Below are 19450 nucleotides of genomic sequence, written 5' to 3' on the forward strand. Positions count from 1 at the left end.
AATACTAAAGCTTATTGTATTCACTTTTTTTAACTAACCAGCGTGCAATCTCCTTGCCGCTATGGTAGAAGTTTATTTCATGGACTCTTTGTTTTTGTGTGGAGGTGTCTAGGGTTTCTTCCATAACGCCAAAAGGTATAACCCCTATACATTGGTATTGATCGGTTGAAAATCTTTTACGCATTGCCTTATTTTCGATGTTTGTACCATGAGTTTTAGCAGATTTCTGTGCATTTTGGAATGGACAAGCAAGTAATTCTCCTTGTTTCAATGTTGTGCTTGGTGAGTAACAATTACTTTTCATTCATCATGCCCCCTTTTGTCGTTAGTTTTATTGTACAAGACATGTGGTAAGAAAAGTCTTTATTTACAAGGCTTTTACGAAAACTTAAAGGTTAGTCAATCAATTATGCCTCGGTATAATTGCGTTCAGAATTGGCTTTGTGCTTAGGCCTGCAAATGTTTTATGTGCGAAAGCGAAGTGCTAACGTAGCGACAGCAACAGATGTTTTATGTGCGAAAGCGAAGTGCTAACGTAGCGACAGCAACAGATGTTTTATGTGCGAAAGCGCAGTGCTAACGTAGCGACAGCAACAAATGTTTTTTGCGCGAAAGCGAAGCGGCAGCGACAACGGCAACAACATGATGTTGGTCACTCAGTCGTTGCCACAGGACGTGGTCGTTCTTAGACTGAGTTTCTATATTTCAGCGGATGTTTGTATACCCGGTGTAAGAAGTTGTAACCGTATTCATGTCATGAATGGATAGATATCATAGAAAATTTGCATAATTTACTAGACAAAAATACGTACTCAAACTATTGTGAATTTTCCTAACACGACGTATTATTGTAAGTAGATTTAACGTGAAGGGCTTCACATAGTCACGTAATCGTGAGGAGGAATTTTAATGAGTGCAATTCGAGTAGGTATTGTAGGGTATGGAAATTTAGGGCGCGGAGTAGAATATGCTATTTCACAAAATCCAGATATGGAATTAGTAGCGGTATTTACACGTCGTGATCCTTCAACTGTAAACGTTGCAAGTAATGCCAACGTATATTTAGTGGACGATGCTGAAAAATTCCAAGATGACATTGATGTAATGATTTTATGTGGTGGCTCTGCAACAGATTTACCAGAGCAAGGACCACACTTTGCACAATGGTTTAATACAATAGATAGCTTTGATACACATGCGAAAATTCCTGAATTTTTTGAAGCGGTAGATGCAGCAGCACAAAAATCTGGTAAAGTATCAGTCATTTCTGTTGGTTGGGATCCAGGTTTATTCTCATTAAATCGTTTGCTTGGTGAGTCCGTTTTACCAGTAGGTACAACATATACATTCTGGGGAGATGGCTTAAGTCAAGGTCACTCAGATGCTGTGCGTCGTATTGAGGGCGTTAAAAACGCTGTACAATACACTTTACCAATTAAAGATGCTGTAGAACGCGTTCGTAATGGTGAAAATCCTGAGCTGTCGACACGTGAAAAACATGCTCGTGAATGTTGGGTTGTTCTTGAAGAAGGTGCGGATGCAGCAAAAATTGAGCAAGAAATTGTGTCAATGCCAAACTATTTCGACGAATATAACACAACGGTTAACTTTATTTCTGAAGAGGAATTTAAAGCGAATCACACAGGTATGCCACATGGTGGTTTCGTTATTCGCAGTGGCGAAAGCGGCGCTAACGATAAACAAATTCTTGAATTCTCATTAAAACTTGATAGCAATCCAAACTTCACGTCTAGTGTTCTAGTTGCTTATGCTCGTGCGGCGCATCGTCTAAGCAAAGCTGGAGATAAAGGTGCAAAAACAGTATTCGATATTCCATTCAGTCTGTTATCACCAAAATCTGCTGCTGAATTACGTAAAGAACTTTTATAATAGTAAACTATTTCTACCCGATTATCATGTTATTTGATAATCGGGATTTTTCATTTTAAGTAAATCACTCAACTTTGGGAGTGGAATAAATGATTCTAAAACTTGATATACCGGCATGCCTACAACAAATGATACGTTAAACAAACTGAGTTGAAAGCTCAAAGGTAAAAGTTGAAAGTCCTAAGTTTACGTTTCAAAGTTCTTTTGATTAAAGTTAAAAACTTAAAGTATAAAAATCTTTTAAATCCAGGGTTATTGGTTAAAGTGCTGATTTTTCTGTACCGTCCGTCATCCACTAGGCAGTAAGAATAATTATTGTAAATTTTGCGATGAATCCAGATGGAATGTTTCATATTGGCGATAGGGTAAAAGTAGGATATGATGGTAAAATAAAGGATAAAGTACCGATTGGAATTATTACACTTACTATAGAATTAGTTTGGTAATATTTACTAAAGCGGTTGTGACATGTAAAAAAAGGGGATATTCGGAGGGGTTTTATATGGAGAAAGTAAATTTTTTTAATAGTGAACTATTTCATAAAAATGCTGAGAAAGCTTTTTTGATACACAAAAATAAAATAACAGAAATACTACCCGAGGCTGATATCCAGCATGTTGGTAGTTCGGCAATTCCTAATAGTGTTACTAAAGGTGATATAGACATCCAAGTACGTGTTAGTGCTGAACAATTTTCGAAAGCTATAGAACTTCTATCTATTTTATATGAAAGAAATGATGAAAGTGTCAAAACAGATACATTTAGGGCATTTAAAGAAGATACAAGTAATCCTCCTTTAGGAGTTCAATTAACTGTAATTGATTCTGAGTTTGATTTCTTTTGGAAATTTAGAGAAGTTTTACTGGCAAATAATAAATATCGAGATGCATATGATAATTTGAAGAAAGAATACGAAGCCAAATCAATGGATGCTTACAGGGAAGCCAAAGATATCTTTTTCCAAAGACTAATGGAAACGCCTGAGTTTAAGGATTACGACAAGTAATTTTTGAATGGAACAATTCCGCGTTATGGTGATGGGCTCATAATTTTAAACTTTGAAGATTTGTAACCTTACATAACCAGTTGAATGGGGAGGTTATCACAAAATGACCACAGACATTATTATCCAATCGAAATGTATTCCACCGCGGCCGTCCAATCATTGTATTAGTAGAGCTACACTAATGAGAACATTAAAAAAAAGCCTAGACCATTCTTGCACACTTATTCATAGTGGTGCTGGATATGGCAAAACAACCATCCTTACACAATTTCTACACACTGAAGCTAGCAGATTTTCTTGGTATAGTGTGTCGGAGGAAGATGATAATATATTGCCGTTTTTAAGGCATTTGTTTTTTAGTATTAAACGAGTCGTTCCGGGTTTCGGTCAAGGATTTGATGCATGGAATCTATTATCACGTTTTCCGAAAATAGAAGAACTCAATCGCTTGTATAAATTATTTGTTAATAATTTATGTGAAATTGAAGAGCCAATTTTAATCGTCATTGACGACTACCATCTCGTTGACCATGAATTTCATATTAATTATGTGATGGAAAAAATTATTGAATTTTCACCACCGAATGTACATTTTATAATAGCGTCTAGAACACTGCCAAATTGGGATATTACAAGAAAATTAAAGCTGCAAAAAAAATTACTCGTTATTTCTGAAGCAGAATTAGCATTTTCTTCAGAGGAGATTGCTGTTTTTTTTGAGGATTATGTAGCTGTGCGTTTAACAGAAGATGAAATTGCTAAGGTTTCGGAAATTACAGAGGGATGGGCAATTAGTATTTCTTTATTAGCTGAGCAATGGAACAACGAGACATTAGATCATTGGTTCAATATCTCTACAAATGATCTTTTCACCTATTTATCGGAGGAAGTTTATCTTAAGATGTCTACATTCGAGCAAGAGACATTATTAAAGTTGGCGATTTTCCCCACTTTTTCAGAGGAGTTTATTACACAATTTTATGGTATTGAAATAGCGGAGGCGCTCAGACAATTTGTACAACGGCACTTATTTATTCAAACTATAACAACAGATGGTTTATATCGTTTCCATGCCTTGTTCAGTCGATTTTTAGAGTTGAAATGGCAACAACATGCTTTACAATATATTGCATTACATAAACAAGCAGCATTGTATTATGTAGAGCAAAACAATATACAAGCTGTTCTTCATCATGCATTTAAAACGAATGATCAGAACTTTTGTGGTGAACTATTACAAAATCATGCTGAAAGTCTTGTCCGTGCTGGGCAATTTGAGTGGTTATTAGAAAAAATAAATCGATTTACAGCTGCTGAAAAATCGGAATATTACAAAATATATTATTTTGAAGGTGAGTGCCATCGCTACCGTGCATATTATGAAAAAGCGAAGCAATCCTATGAAAATTGTGCAAAGTTCGCGAAAAGTAAGAATGATTATCTCTTTATGACAAAAGCGCAGGCAGGTTTAGCGCATATTTACCTCGATACAATCCAGCCAGCATTGGCAGAGCCGCATTTAAAAAAGGCATTAGAGTTAGCGAATCATACACCGGTAAATAAAGAGGAACTTTTAGAATTACAGCGTCAATATGCTGAGAATTTAGTGAATTTAGGGAAAGCGAAACGTGCGCATATCTTTACAGAGGAGGTTGCCTTGACGGAGGATGTGCTACAAAGAGCGAATGTTGATGTTCGAATACTGTTAAGAACTGGGCAGTTACTGGAAGCTAAGTCTCTGCTGGCGAAGAGATTGGAATTACCCCCACAGCTAGTGGCGACACATAGAGAGAGTGAGTTGTTAGCATCATTTGTCTACGCGCTATTAGGGCTGGGCAAGGATGCTTGGTATGCCGCTCAGCATGGGATTCGAAGGGGGCAACGTGAAAAGTCTATTTTTATTGAGGCGGTTGGCTATATTCGCAAAGCACATGCTTTATTATTAGTAGATTTTCCTGACTATCAAGGCGCTTGTAACGCTTATGAGAAGGCCCTAACATTGATGAATACCATTAATATTTCTCGGGTTAAGGCTGAACCATATATGGGACTAGCAATTGTCAAGCATGCGCAAGGAGATATGATCTCGGCTAAAAAATATTTAGCACTTGGCCTACAGGAAACGGAGCAAGTGCAAGATGCATGGATGACTGCTCTTATATTAATTGCCGAGGTGAAAATCATTCTTTCTCAACATGAATTTGCTCGAGCAGGGCAATTATTAATAAAAGCACAGCAACTTTTCCATGATTGTGGCGACCAAAACGGTGAGATGCATGTACTATTCTATCAATCTGTGATTGCCTATAAAGAAAATGATGTTCAACAATTCAATCTTTCTTTTCAGCAATTTGCACAACTGTGTATCACCAATGGCTATGACTATTTTTTACAAAGAAAAACCATTCTCGGTCCGCCTAATAGATTGATTTTTTATGAGCTTTTACAATTTAGTAGAAATAGTGGTGGTGAAAATGCGGCTATTTCGGCAATGTGTCGTTATTTTCAAGTAGAGGAAAGTGTCGTTTATCCACATGAAGAGGTGCAAGTAAATTTTTTAGGAAGTTTAGATTTAATAAGACAGAATCGAAAGCTAGAGGATAAAGAATGGCAGCGCGATAAATCAAAGGAGCTCTTCGTCTATTTATATTGTCATCGCAATCGATTTACGCCAAAGGAAGAGATTGCGCAGGCTTTATGGCCAGAGCGGAATGTTGATTCACTAGATCGGGATTTTAAAGTGGTATTGAATGCGTTATTAAAGGTTCTAGAGCCAAATAGAAGTGCTCGTCAAGATAGCTTTTTTATTCAGCGAAAAAATAATATGTATCAATTACAACATATTCAATTTTTGCAGATTGATGTTGAACGCTTTCTCTATTTTTATGAATTAGGGATGGAGGAGTTCGATCCACAATTGTCAAATGACTGGCTGCATCTTGCTGAGATGAGTTATACCGATGCACTCTATGCTGAAAAAAAGCAGTTAGATTGGATCATGCAGGATCGTGAAAAGCTGCAATCGTTATATATTGAAGTACTTGAGAGATTAGCGCAAAATGCGACAAGGCAACAAAATTATAAGCAAGCTATTTTTTATGCAGAAAAAATGCTTCGAGAGGATGCGTTATGGGAAGAAGGCTATCGATTGTTGATGTATAGTTACTATCAATTACAAAACCGTTCCCTTGCGTTGAAATGGTATGAAAAATGCGTGCAGCTATTAAAAAGAGAACTAAATACAACACCAATGGAATCGACAATGGTTGTTTATGATTTAATTACGGGTTAGTGGATACTTGGAATAAAGACCGTTTTTTAGGCTCATCACCAAAAGTCGTGGGTGACATTTGTTAAAACATATACTATGTAAATAAGTTGAGTGGAGTGGAGGCTGGGTGACTCCTTGGGGATCAGCGATAGGGGAACGAAGGCTAAGAGCATCACGTCCTGTGATAACGCCTTCGTGACCAACATCCTGTTGCCCCGAGACCCTGGAGCGAGCAACGCGTTTGAAGCGGCTCATCGGACGCCCCCAGGAAAGCGCCCAGCCGGAACGGAAATCAACCACACGTTTTGGTGATGAACCATTTTTTATAATAATATTTGGAGGAACTACTATGGCATTTTGTAAGGTAAGGAAGGCGAATATTTACTATGAAATGATTGGGACAGGAACACCAATCGTGATGCTTCACGGCTATTCGCCTGATCATAGATTAATGAAGGGTTGTATGGAGCCTGTTTTTGTAGAAAGTGAAGGCTGGAAGCGAATTTATATTGATCTTCCGGGGATGGGTAAGACAACAGACTATGAAACAATTAATAACTCGGATGAAATGCTAGTGGCCGTAGTAGAACTAATACACTCTTTAATCCCAAATGAACGTTATTTATTGGTGGGGGAATCTTATGGTGGATATTTAGTGCGAGGGATTCTGAGGGAGTATCAAGAACAAATATTAGGGGCTGCATTTATTTGTCCATTGATTATTCCTGATAAACCAAGTCGAACAGTACCAGAACAAAGTATTGTCTCGGCAGATAAGGAATTTTTATCAACATTGACAAAACAGGAACTTGATGATTTGAGCTCACATCTTGTTGTTTTAAATGAAAATAATTGTCATCGATACACAAATGAAGTGTTAGCAGGTCAGAAAATGGCGGATATGGAATTTTTAGAAAAAGTCCAAAAAAGCTATGGTTTTTCTTTTGCTGTTGACGAAATGATTTTTGATAAACCTAGCATTTTCTTGCTTGGCAAACAAGACTCAATGGTTGGCTATAAAGATGCTTTTGACATTATCGATAAGTTCCCAAGGGCAGCCTTCACAATTTTAGATAAGGCTGGACATAATTTGCAAATTGAACAAGCAGATCTATTTAATAGCCTTATGCATGAATGGTTAGATAGGGTAAAGGAATATAATGTTTAATCTTTAGTCCAAACTAAAAGGATTCACTGAATTAGGTGAGTCCTTTTTTTATGCCCCATCATGAACGAAATTTATAAAAGATAATCCCGGAAGCTCGAAGACTGTACAAGGGCGGGTTTTACTGGTGAGCGCAAAGTAGATCAGGAATGACAAGAAATCTATTTGTAGCATGCGCATTATTTATTACATGATGTTCAGTTTCAATCTGAGAGTGCTAGTGTATCAACATATCAAAAGTTTGAAGTGCCTAGTAAAAACAACAACAGGAAATATACAATACCTGCTAAATTGTTAAATTAAATGTAGGCGACGCAAACTTCAGTGTGGTCAGATATACTGTATTTTCTAAAATGTTCCGATAAGTTGATAAAACATTCCGATAAAACCTGAAATTGTTCCGATAAACCTCAAGATTGTTCCGATAAAACACAAATTTATTACGATAAAATTCTCAACCCCGGAATTGATGATAAAAGGGTAGCTACTGAAAAAGCGGAAAGTAAATGACTTTAGAAATATCCCTTTGATTAAGTGAAGCACCACAAACTATCAGTGCGGTCAGATAGCGTACATGAAGGTAGATATCGATATTTTTCAAAAGTTAGGTGATAAATTAAAAAAGTTGGTCGATAAACAATCAAAAGTTCTCGATAAATCTCAAACCTGTTTCGATAAACCCTCATCCCCGGAAAAAAACACACTTTTGTCGCTGCCGTTGCGCTCCGCTACACTTTCGCGACAGAGAACTTGCGACTGCCGTTACGCTCCGCTGCACTTTCGTCGCAGAAAAATGAGCTCCCCATTTTGGGCAGCTCATTAAAAGATTTTGCAGCTGCCGTTGCGCTAAAGCTTCACTTTCGCTGCAGAGATAGTTGACTCAGTAAACTGACCCAACTATCTTGTAACTAATTTGTAACTACAGTTTTATATAGTGGATTTAGCAACGAAAGCGCTTTCTTTTTAACTTATTATGAAAGGGGTTATGGGATGAAGAAGCATTGGTTATTTATGCTTTTATTGATGATGACGATGTTGATGGTGGCTTGCAATTCAGAAGGGTCGAAGGATAGTTCTGCAGATGGTAAGGCCTCGGAGGATGATACAAAGGGGACTGCTGAGGAAGGGGGGACTATTAAAATCGGTGTACTTGCATCATTGACGGGAGCTCTTGAGTCGTATGGGAAACAAACGCAGCGTGGCTTTGAATTAGGGATTGATTATGCTACTGGCGGTACGATGGAAGTTAACGGTAAGAAAATTGAAGTTGTATATGAAGATACAGAAACAAAGCCTGAGGTTGCGGTACAAAAAGCGACAAAGCTATTGGAAGATGACAAGGTGGATTTCTTAGTAGGTTCCTCTAGCTCAGGTGATACGCTCGCTGTATTACCATTAGCTGAAGAATACGAAAAGATTATGGTTGTGGAGCCTGCGGTAGCGGATAGTATTACGGGTGCAGAATTTAATGAATATATTTTCCGTACAGGTCGAAATTCTTCTCAGGATGCCTATGCAGCTGCCGCGGCAATCGCTGGGAAGGGTGTTAAGATTGCCACTTTTGCACCGGATTATTCTTTTGGTTGGGACGGGGTGAATGCATTTAAAAGCGCTGCGGAAAAGCTAGGCGCAGAAATTGTCTTAGAGGAATATGCTGATCCTGCAGCAACGGATTTTACATCGAATTTGCAAAAAGTAATTGATGCAAAACCAGATTATTTATTTGTTGTATGGGCAGGAGCAAACTCACCTTGGAATCAAATCGCGGATCTAAAAATTCAAGAGAAGGGCATTAAAATTTCTACAGGTGCACCTGATATTATCGCACTGAAATTTATGAATCCGTTAATAGGTATGGAAGGCTTTTCAGTTTATTATCATACGTTACCACAAAATGATGTGAATAAATGGTTAGTAGAAGAACATCAAAAACGCTTTAATGAGGTGCCTGATTTATTTACGCCAGGAGGGATGTCAGCTGCAATCTCAATTGTAGAGGCTCTGAAAAAATCAGAAGGGGATGCAGATGCGAAAAAACTGATTGGCATTATGGAAGGAATGTCATTTGAAACGCCAAAAGGCACGATGACTTTCCGAGAAGAAGACCACCAAGCATTACAGTCGATGTATTCGATCCGTCTTGAAAAACAAGAGGGTGTAGATTATCCGGTACCAGTTCTAATTCGCGAGCTGAGTCCTGAAGAAACGGCACCTCCAGTTATGAATTAGTGAAAGTGGAGACAGAAAAAATTCTGTCTCTCTTCATCTAATCTCAATGAGAATGGATGAAGAGTGATAGAAGTGCTAGAAAGGAGAATATGATGGAGCCTATTTTACGAACAGAAAATTTAACGATTCGTTTTGGCGGACACACAGCTGTCGACCATGTGAATTTTAATATGCCAGAAAAGCATTTGAAATCAATTATCGGACCGAATGGTGCTGGTAAAACAACCTTTTTTAATTTAATCAGTGGAGAATTAATGCCGTCTGCTGGGGATGTCTATTTTAAAGGACAATCACTTGCGCAAAAATCGGCTATAGAAAGAACTCGTATGGGCCTAGGGCGATCGTTTCAAATCACCAATGTTTTTCCAAACTTGACGGTTTTAGAAAATGTCCGTTTGGCTGTGCAATCTAAGGAGAAAGTGCGTTATCAATTATTACGCCATTATAAAAGCTATAAGGCGATTACAGAAAAAGCAGAGGAACTATTAACGCTTGTATTACTCGACAATAAAAGAGATGCCCTAACAACCATGCTGTCTCATGGAGAAAAGAGAAAGCTTGAAATTGCGATGTTATTAGCACTGGATACAGAAATCCTTTTGCTTGATGAACCAACGGCCGGCATGTCCTTAGAGGAAGTACCAACGATTTTAGAGATCATTCGCACGATAAAAAAACAGGGAGATAAAACCATTCTCCTTATTGAACACAAGATGGATATGATTCTAGATTTGTCGGATTCGATTATGGTGTTGTTTAATGGCCAGCTTCTTGCGGATGGAACCCCGGAGGACATCATGAAAAACGAAACCGTACAAAATGCATATTTAGGGGGTCTGTACGATGAACACCTTACTGAAATTAAATGATGTCCACACATATATCGGCCAATACCATATTTTGCAGGGAGTCAATTTTGAGGCAAAGGAGGGGCAGGTAAGTGTACTTCTTGGAAGGAATGGAGCAGGGAAAACGACTACATTAAAAACGATTATGGGATTAACGCCTGCCTCAAAGGGAGAGGTAAACTTCCACTCACACTCTATAAAAAAAAGCCCGACTTATAAAGTGGCAAAATTAGGTATAGGTTATGTGCCTGAAAACCAAGGGATTTTTGCAGATTTAACCGTAGAGGAAAATATGAAAGTGGCGATGCGCAAAGAGGATGCGGTTACCTTAGAGCGACAAAATTATGTGCTAGAGCTGTTTCCTGATTTAAAGAAATTTTGGAAAAAGGCTGGTGGACATCTTTCAGGTGGTCAAAAGCAAATGCTGTCCATGGCAAGAGCATTTATTAATGATAGTAAGTTAATTTTGATTGATGAGCCTTCAAAAGGACTGGCGCCAATAGTGGTGGAGAAAGTAATGGAGGCTATTGTTGAAATGAAGAAACAAACGTCCATTGTACTTGTTGAGCAAAACTTTATTATGGCGAGTCGAATTGGCGATACGTACACATTGATTGATGACGGGAGAACGGTTCACTCAGGTAAAATGCAGGATCTTATCCATAATGAAGAACTAAAAAGAAAATACCTAGGAATAGGATAAGGGTGGTGTACTTCATTGGAGCTATTCGTAAATTTAGTCGTTAATGGCCTAGCGACGGGCATGTTAATTTTTTTATTGGCAGCCGGTCTTACGTTAATTTTTGGATTAATGGATGTTTTGAACTTTGCACATGGTGGATTATTTGTCTGGGGGGCTTATGCTGGAATCTTTACGTATATGTTCACCGAGAGCTTTTTAATCGGCATTATAGGGGCCGTTGTCACAGGTGCACTTTTAGGACTTATTACAGAGAAGTTAATTATTACCCCTGTTTATGGCAATCATATTCAACAAATTTTAATTACTTTAGGGCTCATGCTTGTGTTACAGGAGATGATTAAAGTTGTCTTTGGGCCTAATGGTGTGGCAGTGAAAACGCCAAGTTATTTAGCAGGTAGCTGGGAAATTGGAGACGTTATTATCATTAAATATCGATTATTTATTATTGTAGTAGGTTTTGTGATTTTCGGTATTTTCCAGTACATGTTGAAGCGCACAAAGATTGGGCTAATCGTTCGGGCCGGTGTACAGGATAAAGAAATGGCACAGGCATTAGGGATTCATATAAAGCGAGTATTTTTATATGTTTTTATGGTTGGTGCATCATTAGCGGCACTTAGCGGCATGTTAATGGCTCCGTATTCTGGTGTTATCTATGCAGAAATGGGCATGGAATATGCGATTTTGGGCTTTATCGTTGTCGTTATCGGAGGAATGGGTAGCTTTTCGGGCTCTCTACTTGCGGCAATATTAGTTGGTTTAGCAGGTAGCTTCATGGCTTATTATGTACCCGTATTATCACTTGCGGTCAATATGATTTTAATGGCGATCGTTTTAATTTTCCGACCACAAGGCTTATTTGCAATGCGAAAGGAGCGATCAACATGAAAAATAAGCTGTCATTAAAGTATGTAGGCTTTTTCCTCATGCTGGCAATTTTAGTGCTTCTCCCTTTCGTCAATGATTCAAGAACACTCATGATTTTATTAACACAGATTTTTATTTTTGGCATTTTAGCGATGAGTTATGACATTTTATTAGGCTACACAGGCATTGTGTCATTTGGTCACGCCATGTTTTTTGGTATAGGAGCGTACACAACATCTGTCATGCTGAAACAAATGGATAACACGCTTTCAATCTTTCTATTGTCAATCGTTGTCGGCATATTGATCGCAGGGTTCATTAGCTTCTTAGTGGGGTTACTAACACTTCGGTTAAAAAGTCATTTCTTTGCAATGTTGACGCTAGCCTTTTCAGGACTATTTTTAGTAGTGGCGGAAAAATGGCGCTCTATCACATACGGAAATGATGGCTTTACATTTAGAGCACCAGAAATATTTAGAGACAGAATAACGTTTTATTTCTTTGTATTAGCATGCTTAGTCTTTATTTTTATCGCACTATATCGCTTCGTTAACTCACCAACAGGGCGGATTTTAATCGCTGTTCGAGAAAATGAACAACGCACAAAATCATTAGGCTACAACACCTTGCATTATAAAGTGATTGCATCCGTTGTTGCAGGTACTGTTGCCAGCTTAGCGGGCGCCTTATATGCTATATCACTTCGCTTCGTTAATACGAGTGTGATGACAATGGATATCACATTAGATGCATTACTAATGACAATTATTGGTGGTGTTGGCACATTAGTTGGACCATTGCTCGGAGCGGCGGTTATTGAATATGCACAACATACACTCTCGGGGTTAGCCCGTGATTATCCAATATTTGAGCGTTGGATTATTTTCTTTGGGATTCTTTATATTTTAGCTGTTATCTTTTTCCCGAAAGGAATTATTGGGTCTCTTCGCATGATGTATTGGAAATGGCGATTAAAGCTAAAGGAAAAAGACAAAACATCAGTTGCCCAGCCGCAGGAAAAGGAGCGATTTGAATGACTGTAGGTATTGTAAGTACCGGAATTTATATTCCACAAACAAAAATGACATCTAAAGAAATAGCAGCCCGTTCTACTATCCCAGAAGATATTATTCGACAAAAAATGGGTATCCATGAAAAGCCTATTCCGGGTGAGCATGATCATACAGTGCAAATGGGTGTGTGGGCAGCTCAGGAGGCAATACGCAAGGCTAATATAGATCCGAAGGACATTGACGTTGTTATTTATATGGGGGAGGAGCATAAGGAGTATCCTCTGTGGACGGCCTCTATCAAAATGCAGGAGGAGCTTGGGGCCGTCAATGCTTGGGCATTCGATGTGCAATTAAGATGCGGCACGACGATTATGGCACTTAAACTAGCAAAAAGTTTAATGGCATCAGACGATTCTATTCAAACCATTCTATTAGCAGGTGGCTATCGAAATGTTGATTTTATCGACTATAGCAATCCGAGAACACGGTTTATGTATAATTTAGCGGCTGGTGGAGGCGCCATCCTTTTACAAAAGAACTATGACAAAAATCATTTATTAGAGGCAGCTATTATGACGGATGGCTCGTTCTCGGAAGATGTTGTCGTGCCTGTTGGTGGTACTAAGAAACCGTTGACGTCTTTTGATTTAGAGAATAATTTATATCAACTGGATGTCATTGATCCAATAGGGATGAAGGAACGTTTAGAACAAAAATCTTTAAGCAATTTTTTGAAGGTTATTCGAACATCTTTAGCGAAAAGTGGATTAAACGAGGGAAGTATAAGCTATTTAGCGATGCTTCATATGAAAAGATCTGCTCATGATTATATTTTAGCTGAACTTGGTCTAAAGCAGGAGCAGTCCATCTATTTACAGGAGTATGGTCATATCGGACAGATTGATCAAATATTATCATTGCAGCTGGCGCTAGAAGAAGGTCGTATCCACGCTGGGGACATCATCACACTTGTGAGTGCTGGTATTGGCTATGTATGGGGAGCTATGACAATTCGATGGGGATAAGGGGGCAATGCGATGTTAAAAACGGTTCAACTATCAAATGGAGAAACGATTGCATATCGTAAACGTCAAGGGGGAGAACATGTTTTATTACTTATTCATGGCAATATGACATCCTCTAAGCATTGGGATGTTTTAATAGATTCATTGGATGAGAAATATACCATTTATGCGATGGATTTACGAGGATTTGGTAGTTCATCTTATCATAAACCAATTTCTGCGATAAAAGATTTTAGCAATGATGTAAAGCTCTTTGTGGATGCCATTGAATTGCAACAGTTTGACATGATTGGCTGGTCAACGGGCGGAGCTGTATGTATGCAGTTTGTCGCAAATTATCCAGGCTATTGTCAGCAGCTTATTTTACTAGCAACTGCATCTACGAGAGGCTATCCATTTTATACAGATTCAGGTACTGGCCATCAAACATCATTGAAGAGAGCATGTACCTATGAAGAGGTGCTCGTTGATACATCTAAAACAAAATTAGTACAAGGCTTCTATGATTCGAAAAATGTGCCAGGCTTACAGTCGATTTGGAACGCACTGATTTACACACATCAGCAGCCTAGCGCGGAACACTATCAGGAATATGTGGAGGATATGCTAACGCAAAGAAATTTAGCTGAAGTTTATCATGCATTAAACGGCTTTAATATTAGTGCAGTTGAGAATGAGGTCGCAAAAGGTACTCAAGAGGTCCAACAGATTACCATTCCGGTCTTAGTGCTAAGAGGGGATCGCGATTACGTTATAACAGAAGAAATGAATGATGAGACAATGCTCGATTTAGGTGCACATGCACAATTTGTCAGCTTGAAAGACTGCGGTCACTCCCCATTAATAGATGATTTGCCACAGCTTACATCTGAAATCGAAGCTTTTTTAGAAATTGGAGGAAAGAATTATGCGTTTAAACAATAAGGTTGCCATTATTACAGGAGCTGCGAATGGGATTGGCTATGCTGCTGCTGAACGATTTATAGAAGAAGGTGCATTCGTTGTCATTGCAGATTTTAATGAAGAGGCTGGTGTTTCAGCGGCACAGCAATTAGGGGATCAGGCATTATTTGTGCAAGTAAATGTTGCGGAAAAAGAGTCTGTTAAGAAACTGGTGTCAACCGTTATAGAGCACGCAGGCAGAGTTGATATATTAGTAAATAATGCAGGCATTACTCGTGATGCGATGCTATCTAAAATGACAGAGGAGCAGTTTCAACAAGTACTCGATGTGAATTTGACAGGTGTTTTTCACTGTACACAAGAGGTGATTCCACATATGGTGGCAGCCGGTGAAGGCAAAATTATTAATACATCTTCCGTTAGTGGTGTATATGGAAATGTTGGCCAAACCAATTATGCTGCAACAAAGGCTGCTATCGTCGGCATGACCAAAACATGGGCGAAGGAATTAGGGCGTAAGGGCATCAACGTTAATGCAGTGGCACCTGGCTTTACAGAAACAGACATGGTGAAAAAAATGCCAGAAAATGTGCTGGCACAAATGCGCTCTATCGTGCCACTGCAAAGATTAGGCACACCTAGAGATATTGCCAACGCTTATTTATTTTTAGCATCTGATGAGGCTTCCTATGTCCACGGTCACACGCTTCATGTGGATGGAGCAATTATGATGTGATAAGGGGGCTTTCAAGATGTTTGTAGAGCAAGCCTGGATTTTAAAACGAGCATCGTTAACACCTAAGCGTATAGCATTGGTGAATTTAGAAACACAGGAACAGTGGACTTATCAGCAATTAACAAAGGAAATTACAAAATGGAGTTGTTTTTTTGAGCGTCAAAATTTACAGGCAGGGAGTCGTGTAGCTGTATTTTCGAAAAATCACATCCAGCTTTTAGCGATCGTATTTGCCTGCGGATTACGAGGTCTTATCTACGTACCATTAAATTGGCGTATGAGTACGAAGGAATTAAATGATATTTTAACGGATGCTACGCCTTCCTTACTGCTTTACGATGAAGAAATGAATTGCCCTTTATTTTTAGAAAACATGCATCCCCTTCGTTTAGCTAATGAAGTAGGTGCGCTCAACATTAAAGAAGTAGACCTTAATGATCCTTGGTTTATGATTTATACAGGGGGCACAACTGGCAAGGCAAAGGGGGTTGTCCTATCCTTTAATTCTATTAATTGGAATGCGATCAATACAATTATTAGCTGGGGCTTAAATGATACTGATTGTACGTTAAATTATATGCCGTTGTTTCATACAGGAGGTTTGAATGCCCTATGTATTCCACTGCTAATGGCTGGCGGTACGGTTGTTATTGGTGATAAGTTCGACGCAGAAACCGCACTTAAAGCAACTAATCAGTATAAGGCGACGATTTCGCTTTTTGTGCCAACGATGTACCAAGCGATGATTGCGACGGATTACTTTAAGGAGAGTAATTTTCCTTCCGTGAAAGTATTTTTATCAGGAGGGGCACCATGTCCGTATCCGATTTATGATGAATTTTATAAAAAAGGGCTATTTTTTAAAGAGGGCTACGGCTTAACGGAAGCAGGTCCAAATAATTTTTATATTTCTCGAGAGGATGCTTATTTGAAAAAGGGTGCTGTGGGGAAGAGCATGCAATTCAATGAAGCTAAAATTATCAATAGTGCGGGAGAAAGCTGTGCGCCAAATGAAGTGGGAGAGCTATTGGTCAGAGGAAAGCATATGTTTTGCTTTTACTGGAATAATCAGCAGGAAACGGAAAAAATCATGCATGATGGTTGGTTAATAACCGGTGATTTAGCCATGATGGATGAGGATGGCGATTTTTATATTGTCGGGCGCAGTAAGGAGATGATTATTTCTGGTGGTGAGAATGTTTATCCTCAAGAAGTAGAACAATGTATTTTGCGCCATCAGCAAGTGCAAGAGGTTGCAGTGATTGGAGTGGCTGATGAGTATTGGGGAGAAATTGTGACGGCAATTATTGCTTGCAAGGATCAGGGAGATTCGATAATAGAGGATATTAAAGAAATCTGTGGTAAGCATCTAGGTCGCTACAAAATTCCAAAAAAGATTATTTTCATCGACGAATTGCCAAAAACAAGTGTCGGGAAAATTGATAAAAAAGCATTACAAATGTATGCAAAAGCTGCGAATTAACAAAAAACGCTTGGAGATCCAGGCGTTTTTTCTTTTTTTTCTATAAATGTTTCCTTAATTCTCTATTCGAAGAAGTCTCATAAAGATGGAGATAAACGGATATAAGATGCTATTCAACTGGGCCAGATAGTTGAGAATCTCCTGTCTAATTATGATAAAATATTGCGAGTGAAATCAGATTTTTAACGATTTTCAGTATCAAAGAATATACGAAGAAAGGGTAGTGCTACTATGGAAAACGTATCAAATGTAGAAAAATTGGAATCAATAAAATCTTTACAATCGACAATTAGAAAACTCGAAACCGCCTTGTCCCAAATGACTCAGAAAGGTGCAAATACTACCTTGGTAAAGAAACGACTTAAAGCTGTTTGCATTGGCTTAGCAATGTTAGAATACGTTTGGAATCAAAGCCCCCATCATTATACCCAGGAAGATTTAGTAGAAGCTCGCCATGTTCTTACTGGTTTATTACCATCAATGGAGAACATATATATGAAGTCAAAGATTGGTAGCCCCCAAAGAACGCTTTTAGAAAGAAGAATGAAAGCGTTGAAACTAGCTGTTCAAGCGATTGATGAACGCTATTTATCTAACTAAATAGCGTATCGGGAGCTTTCATAAGAAATCATATTACTTCTTTTGAAGAACATATACTGTTACTTCTTTAGCGCTACGCTTTCGCAAATAAGCCATTTGTTGCCCCGACGCCTCCTAGAGGAACGGGAATCAACCCTACGTTGTGAATTTATTGTCTTCCCGTTGCTCACTAATAACCTTTACTATTTTTAATATAAATGAGCTGTTAATGAGCAGTGGCTATGAAAATATAATATCAAAGGGAACAGAAATATTTCCATCTTTAATAAGTTCATACAATAATTGACAACTCAATAACAGTTAAGTAAACTGAACTTAACTAAGGGTGAATTGGGGCTGATAAATCTGTGGATGATTATTTAAGAATAATAGACCAAATCAATCAAAAGTTTGAGCAGTTCAAGTTGTTAGTTTTACAAGAAACCAAAGAGGTTGAGGAATTAGAGAACTTTTACTTAACCCCTCAACAAGAAATTATAATGTTTTATATTATTCGCAATGAACCCGTAATCGCGAATGATATTGCAAATCATTTTGGTATTTCAAAAAGTGCGGTTAGCCAAGTAATTTCAAAGCTAGAAGAAATGAAAATGATCTATCGTCAAGAGAATTCAATAAACCGTAGAGAGACCTTTATTTATCTCCGGGATAGAGGTCAAGAGTTTCATCAGCTTCTAAATAAAATTGATGCCATTCTTGTGGAAAAATATTATTCGAAAGTTAGCTTAACTGAGTTAAAAAATGTCCTTGATACATTAAATAAGATTGTCGGAACTAATGAAAACAAAGGGAGTTAAGAAAATGGAGAAAAATTTGAAACAACTAACCAATCGTATACATAATTTACCGCATGATCCTGAAACAGATCGACCATCATTGTCTGCCGTTTGTGGGGATGACGAAACGTTAATTATAGATGCAGGAAATTCTGATAAACATGCTAAGTTATTTCTTGGTGAACTAAATCAAATTCAAATTGCTAATTATCATTCTGTAGTATTAACACATTGGCATTGGGATCATTGCTTTGGAACAAATCAGATGAATCTCTTAACCATAGCACATGAAAACACAAAAATGCATCTTGAAAAAATGATGGAGTATGATTGGTCAGATGAAGCTTTAGATAATCGTGTCGAAAAAGACCTAGAGAATCAGTTTTGCTCCGACATGATAAAAAAAGAATTTGGAGAAAACAGAAATATCACCATCACTTTACCTAATACTACTTTTAAAGATAAATATGAGATTGATTTAGGTGGTATTCGGTGTGTAGTCAAACATGTAGGTGGGGATCATTCTGATGACTCATCACTTATTTTTGTAGAGGAAGAAAAGGTACTTTTCTTAGGGGACTGCTTGTATCCCAGTGTTTACACACAACAACCGCAATATAAAATTGAAAATGTTAGACATCTATTAGAAAACATCGAAATGTTTGATGCCGAAATTTATGTACTTTCGCATGAACCCCCATTATCTAAAGACGATTTTATGGGGTATATTATGTTGTTGAAGTTAATTTGTGATTTAACAGAAAAACATCAAAGAAACCACTCGAATTTGGTTAATGAACTATCTACTCAATTAAATCGAGATTTAAGTCAGTTAGAAGAAGAAATAGTATTTTGTTTTATTAATGGATTATCAGTAGATTAAAATAAAGTTACAAGTGGTATGTAATTCCATTATAGAACCGAAAAAACGCTTG

At 38.0% G+C, this 19450-nt stretch carries 18 protein-coding genes; 17 read left to right on the forward strand and 1 reads right to left on the reverse strand.

The features are described 5' to 3' along the window. Positions 1-4: 4 nt before the first annotated feature. Positions 5-304 carry a hypothetical protein gene (locus ACB089_RS11675; protein ID WP_374966548.1) on the reverse strand — a complete coding sequence of 100 codons (300 nt, stop codon included), beginning with the start codon at positions 302-304 and terminating at the stop codon, positions 5-7. A gap of 256 nt (positions 305-560) precedes the next feature. Between ACB089_RS11675 and ACB089_RS11680 the strand changes: the two genes are divergently transcribed. The 17 genes from ACB089_RS11680 to ACB089_RS11760 all read left to right on the forward strand — a co-directional run bounded on the left by ACB089_RS11680 (position 561) and on the right by ACB089_RS11760 (position 19398). Then, positions 561-689 (forward strand): hypothetical protein, encoded by a 129-nt coding sequence (locus ACB089_RS11680; protein ID WP_374966549.1) that lies wholly within the window; start codon positions 561-563, stop codon positions 687-689. A gap of 220 nt (positions 690-909) precedes the next feature. After that, positions 910-1890 carry a diaminopimelate dehydrogenase gene (locus tag ACB089_RS11685; RefSeq protein WP_374966550.1) on the forward strand — a complete coding sequence of 327 codons (981 nt, stop codon included), beginning with the start codon at positions 910-912 and terminating at the stop codon, positions 1888-1890. A gap of 502 nt (positions 1891-2392) precedes the next feature. Beyond that, positions 2393-2896 carry a GrpB family protein gene (locus ACB089_RS11690; protein WP_374966551.1) on the forward strand — a complete coding sequence of 168 codons (504 nt, stop codon included), beginning with the start codon at positions 2393-2395 and terminating at the stop codon, positions 2894-2896. A gap of 181 nt (positions 2897-3077) precedes the next feature. After that, a complete protein-coding gene (locus tag ACB089_RS11695; protein ID WP_374966552.1) occupies positions 3078-6188 on the forward strand; it encodes a BTAD domain-containing putative transcriptional regulator in 3111 nt (1036 codons plus the stop codon). A 328-nt stretch (positions 6189-6516) separates the two neighbouring features. After that, positions 6517-7335 carry an alpha/beta fold hydrolase gene (locus ACB089_RS11700; protein ID WP_374966553.1) on the forward strand — a complete coding sequence of 273 codons (819 nt, stop codon included), beginning with the start codon at positions 6517-6519 and terminating at the stop codon, positions 7333-7335. Positions 7336-8322: 987 nt separating this feature from the next. Continuing rightward, positions 8323-9561, forward strand: a complete 1239-nt coding sequence (locus ACB089_RS11705) for a substrate-binding domain-containing protein (protein ID WP_374966554.1) — start codon at positions 8323-8325, stop codon at positions 9559-9561. A gap of 92 nt (positions 9562-9653) precedes the next feature. Next, positions 9654-10430 (forward strand): ABC transporter ATP-binding protein, encoded by a 777-nt coding sequence (locus ACB089_RS11710; protein ID WP_374967548.1) that lies wholly within the window; start codon positions 9654-9656, stop codon positions 10428-10430. Next, positions 10405-11112: an ABC transporter ATP-binding protein gene (locus tag ACB089_RS11715; protein ID WP_068984344.1), complete on the forward strand. Its 708-nt coding sequence runs from the start codon at positions 10405-10407 to the stop codon at positions 11110-11112. Before ACB089_RS11710 ends, ACB089_RS11715 begins: the two co-directional genes overlap by 26 nt. Positions 11113-11127: 15 nt before the next feature. After that, entirely contained in the window at positions 11128-12000 is an 873-nt protein-coding gene (locus ACB089_RS11720; protein WP_068984343.1) for a branched-chain amino acid ABC transporter permease, read from the forward strand. Then, positions 11997-13016 carry a branched-chain amino acid ABC transporter permease gene (locus ACB089_RS11725; RefSeq protein WP_374966555.1) on the forward strand — a complete coding sequence of 340 codons (1020 nt, stop codon included), beginning with the start codon at positions 11997-11999 and terminating at the stop codon, positions 13014-13016. The genes ACB089_RS11720 and ACB089_RS11725 overlap by 4 nt, the downstream gene beginning before the upstream one ends. After that, positions 13013-14017 carry a 3-oxoacyl-ACP synthase gene (locus tag ACB089_RS11730; RefSeq protein ID WP_374966556.1) on the forward strand — a complete coding sequence of 335 codons (1005 nt, stop codon included), beginning with the start codon at positions 13013-13015 and terminating at the stop codon, positions 14015-14017. The genes ACB089_RS11725 and ACB089_RS11730 overlap by 4 nt, the downstream gene beginning before the upstream one ends. 12 nt (positions 14018-14029) lie before the next feature. Next, the gene (locus ACB089_RS11735) at positions 14030-14941 is read left to right on the forward strand and encodes an alpha/beta fold hydrolase (RefSeq protein WP_374966557.1); all 912 of its coding nucleotides are present in this window, start codon (positions 14030-14032) and stop codon (positions 14939-14941) included. After that, the gene (gene fabG / locus ACB089_RS11740) at positions 14925-15656 is read left to right on the forward strand and encodes a 3-oxoacyl-ACP reductase FabG (RefSeq protein WP_374966558.1); all 732 of its coding nucleotides are present in this window, start codon (positions 14925-14927) and stop codon (positions 15654-15656) included. Before ACB089_RS11735 ends, fabG begins: the two co-directional genes overlap by 17 nt. 16 nt (positions 15657-15672) lie before the next feature. After that, a complete protein-coding gene (locus ACB089_RS11745) occupies positions 15673-17139 on the forward strand; it encodes a class I adenylate-forming enzyme family protein (protein ID WP_374966559.1) in 1467 nt (488 codons plus the stop codon). Positions 17140-17370: 231 nt separating this feature from the next. Then, complete coding sequence (locus ACB089_RS11750) at positions 17371-17739, forward strand: hypothetical protein (protein ID WP_374966560.1); 369 nt, start codon at positions 17371-17373, stop codon at positions 17737-17739. Between the two features lie 347 nt (positions 17740-18086). Then, positions 18087-18536, forward strand: a complete 450-nt coding sequence (locus tag ACB089_RS11755) for a MarR family winged helix-turn-helix transcriptional regulator (protein WP_374966561.1) — start codon at positions 18087-18089, stop codon at positions 18534-18536. A 4-nt stretch (positions 18537-18540) separates the two neighbouring features. Continuing rightward, positions 18541-19398, forward strand: coding sequence for an MBL fold metallo-hydrolase (locus ACB089_RS11760; RefSeq protein WP_374966562.1), 858 nt, complete (start codon positions 18541-18543; stop codon positions 19396-19398). Positions 19399-19450 lie beyond the last annotated feature (52 nt).

The organism is Lysinibacillus sp. RS10 (genome assembly GCF_041956855.1).
Lineage (GTDB): Bacteria > Bacillota > Bacilli > Bacillales_A > Planococcaceae > Lysinibacillus > Lysinibacillus xylanilyticus_A.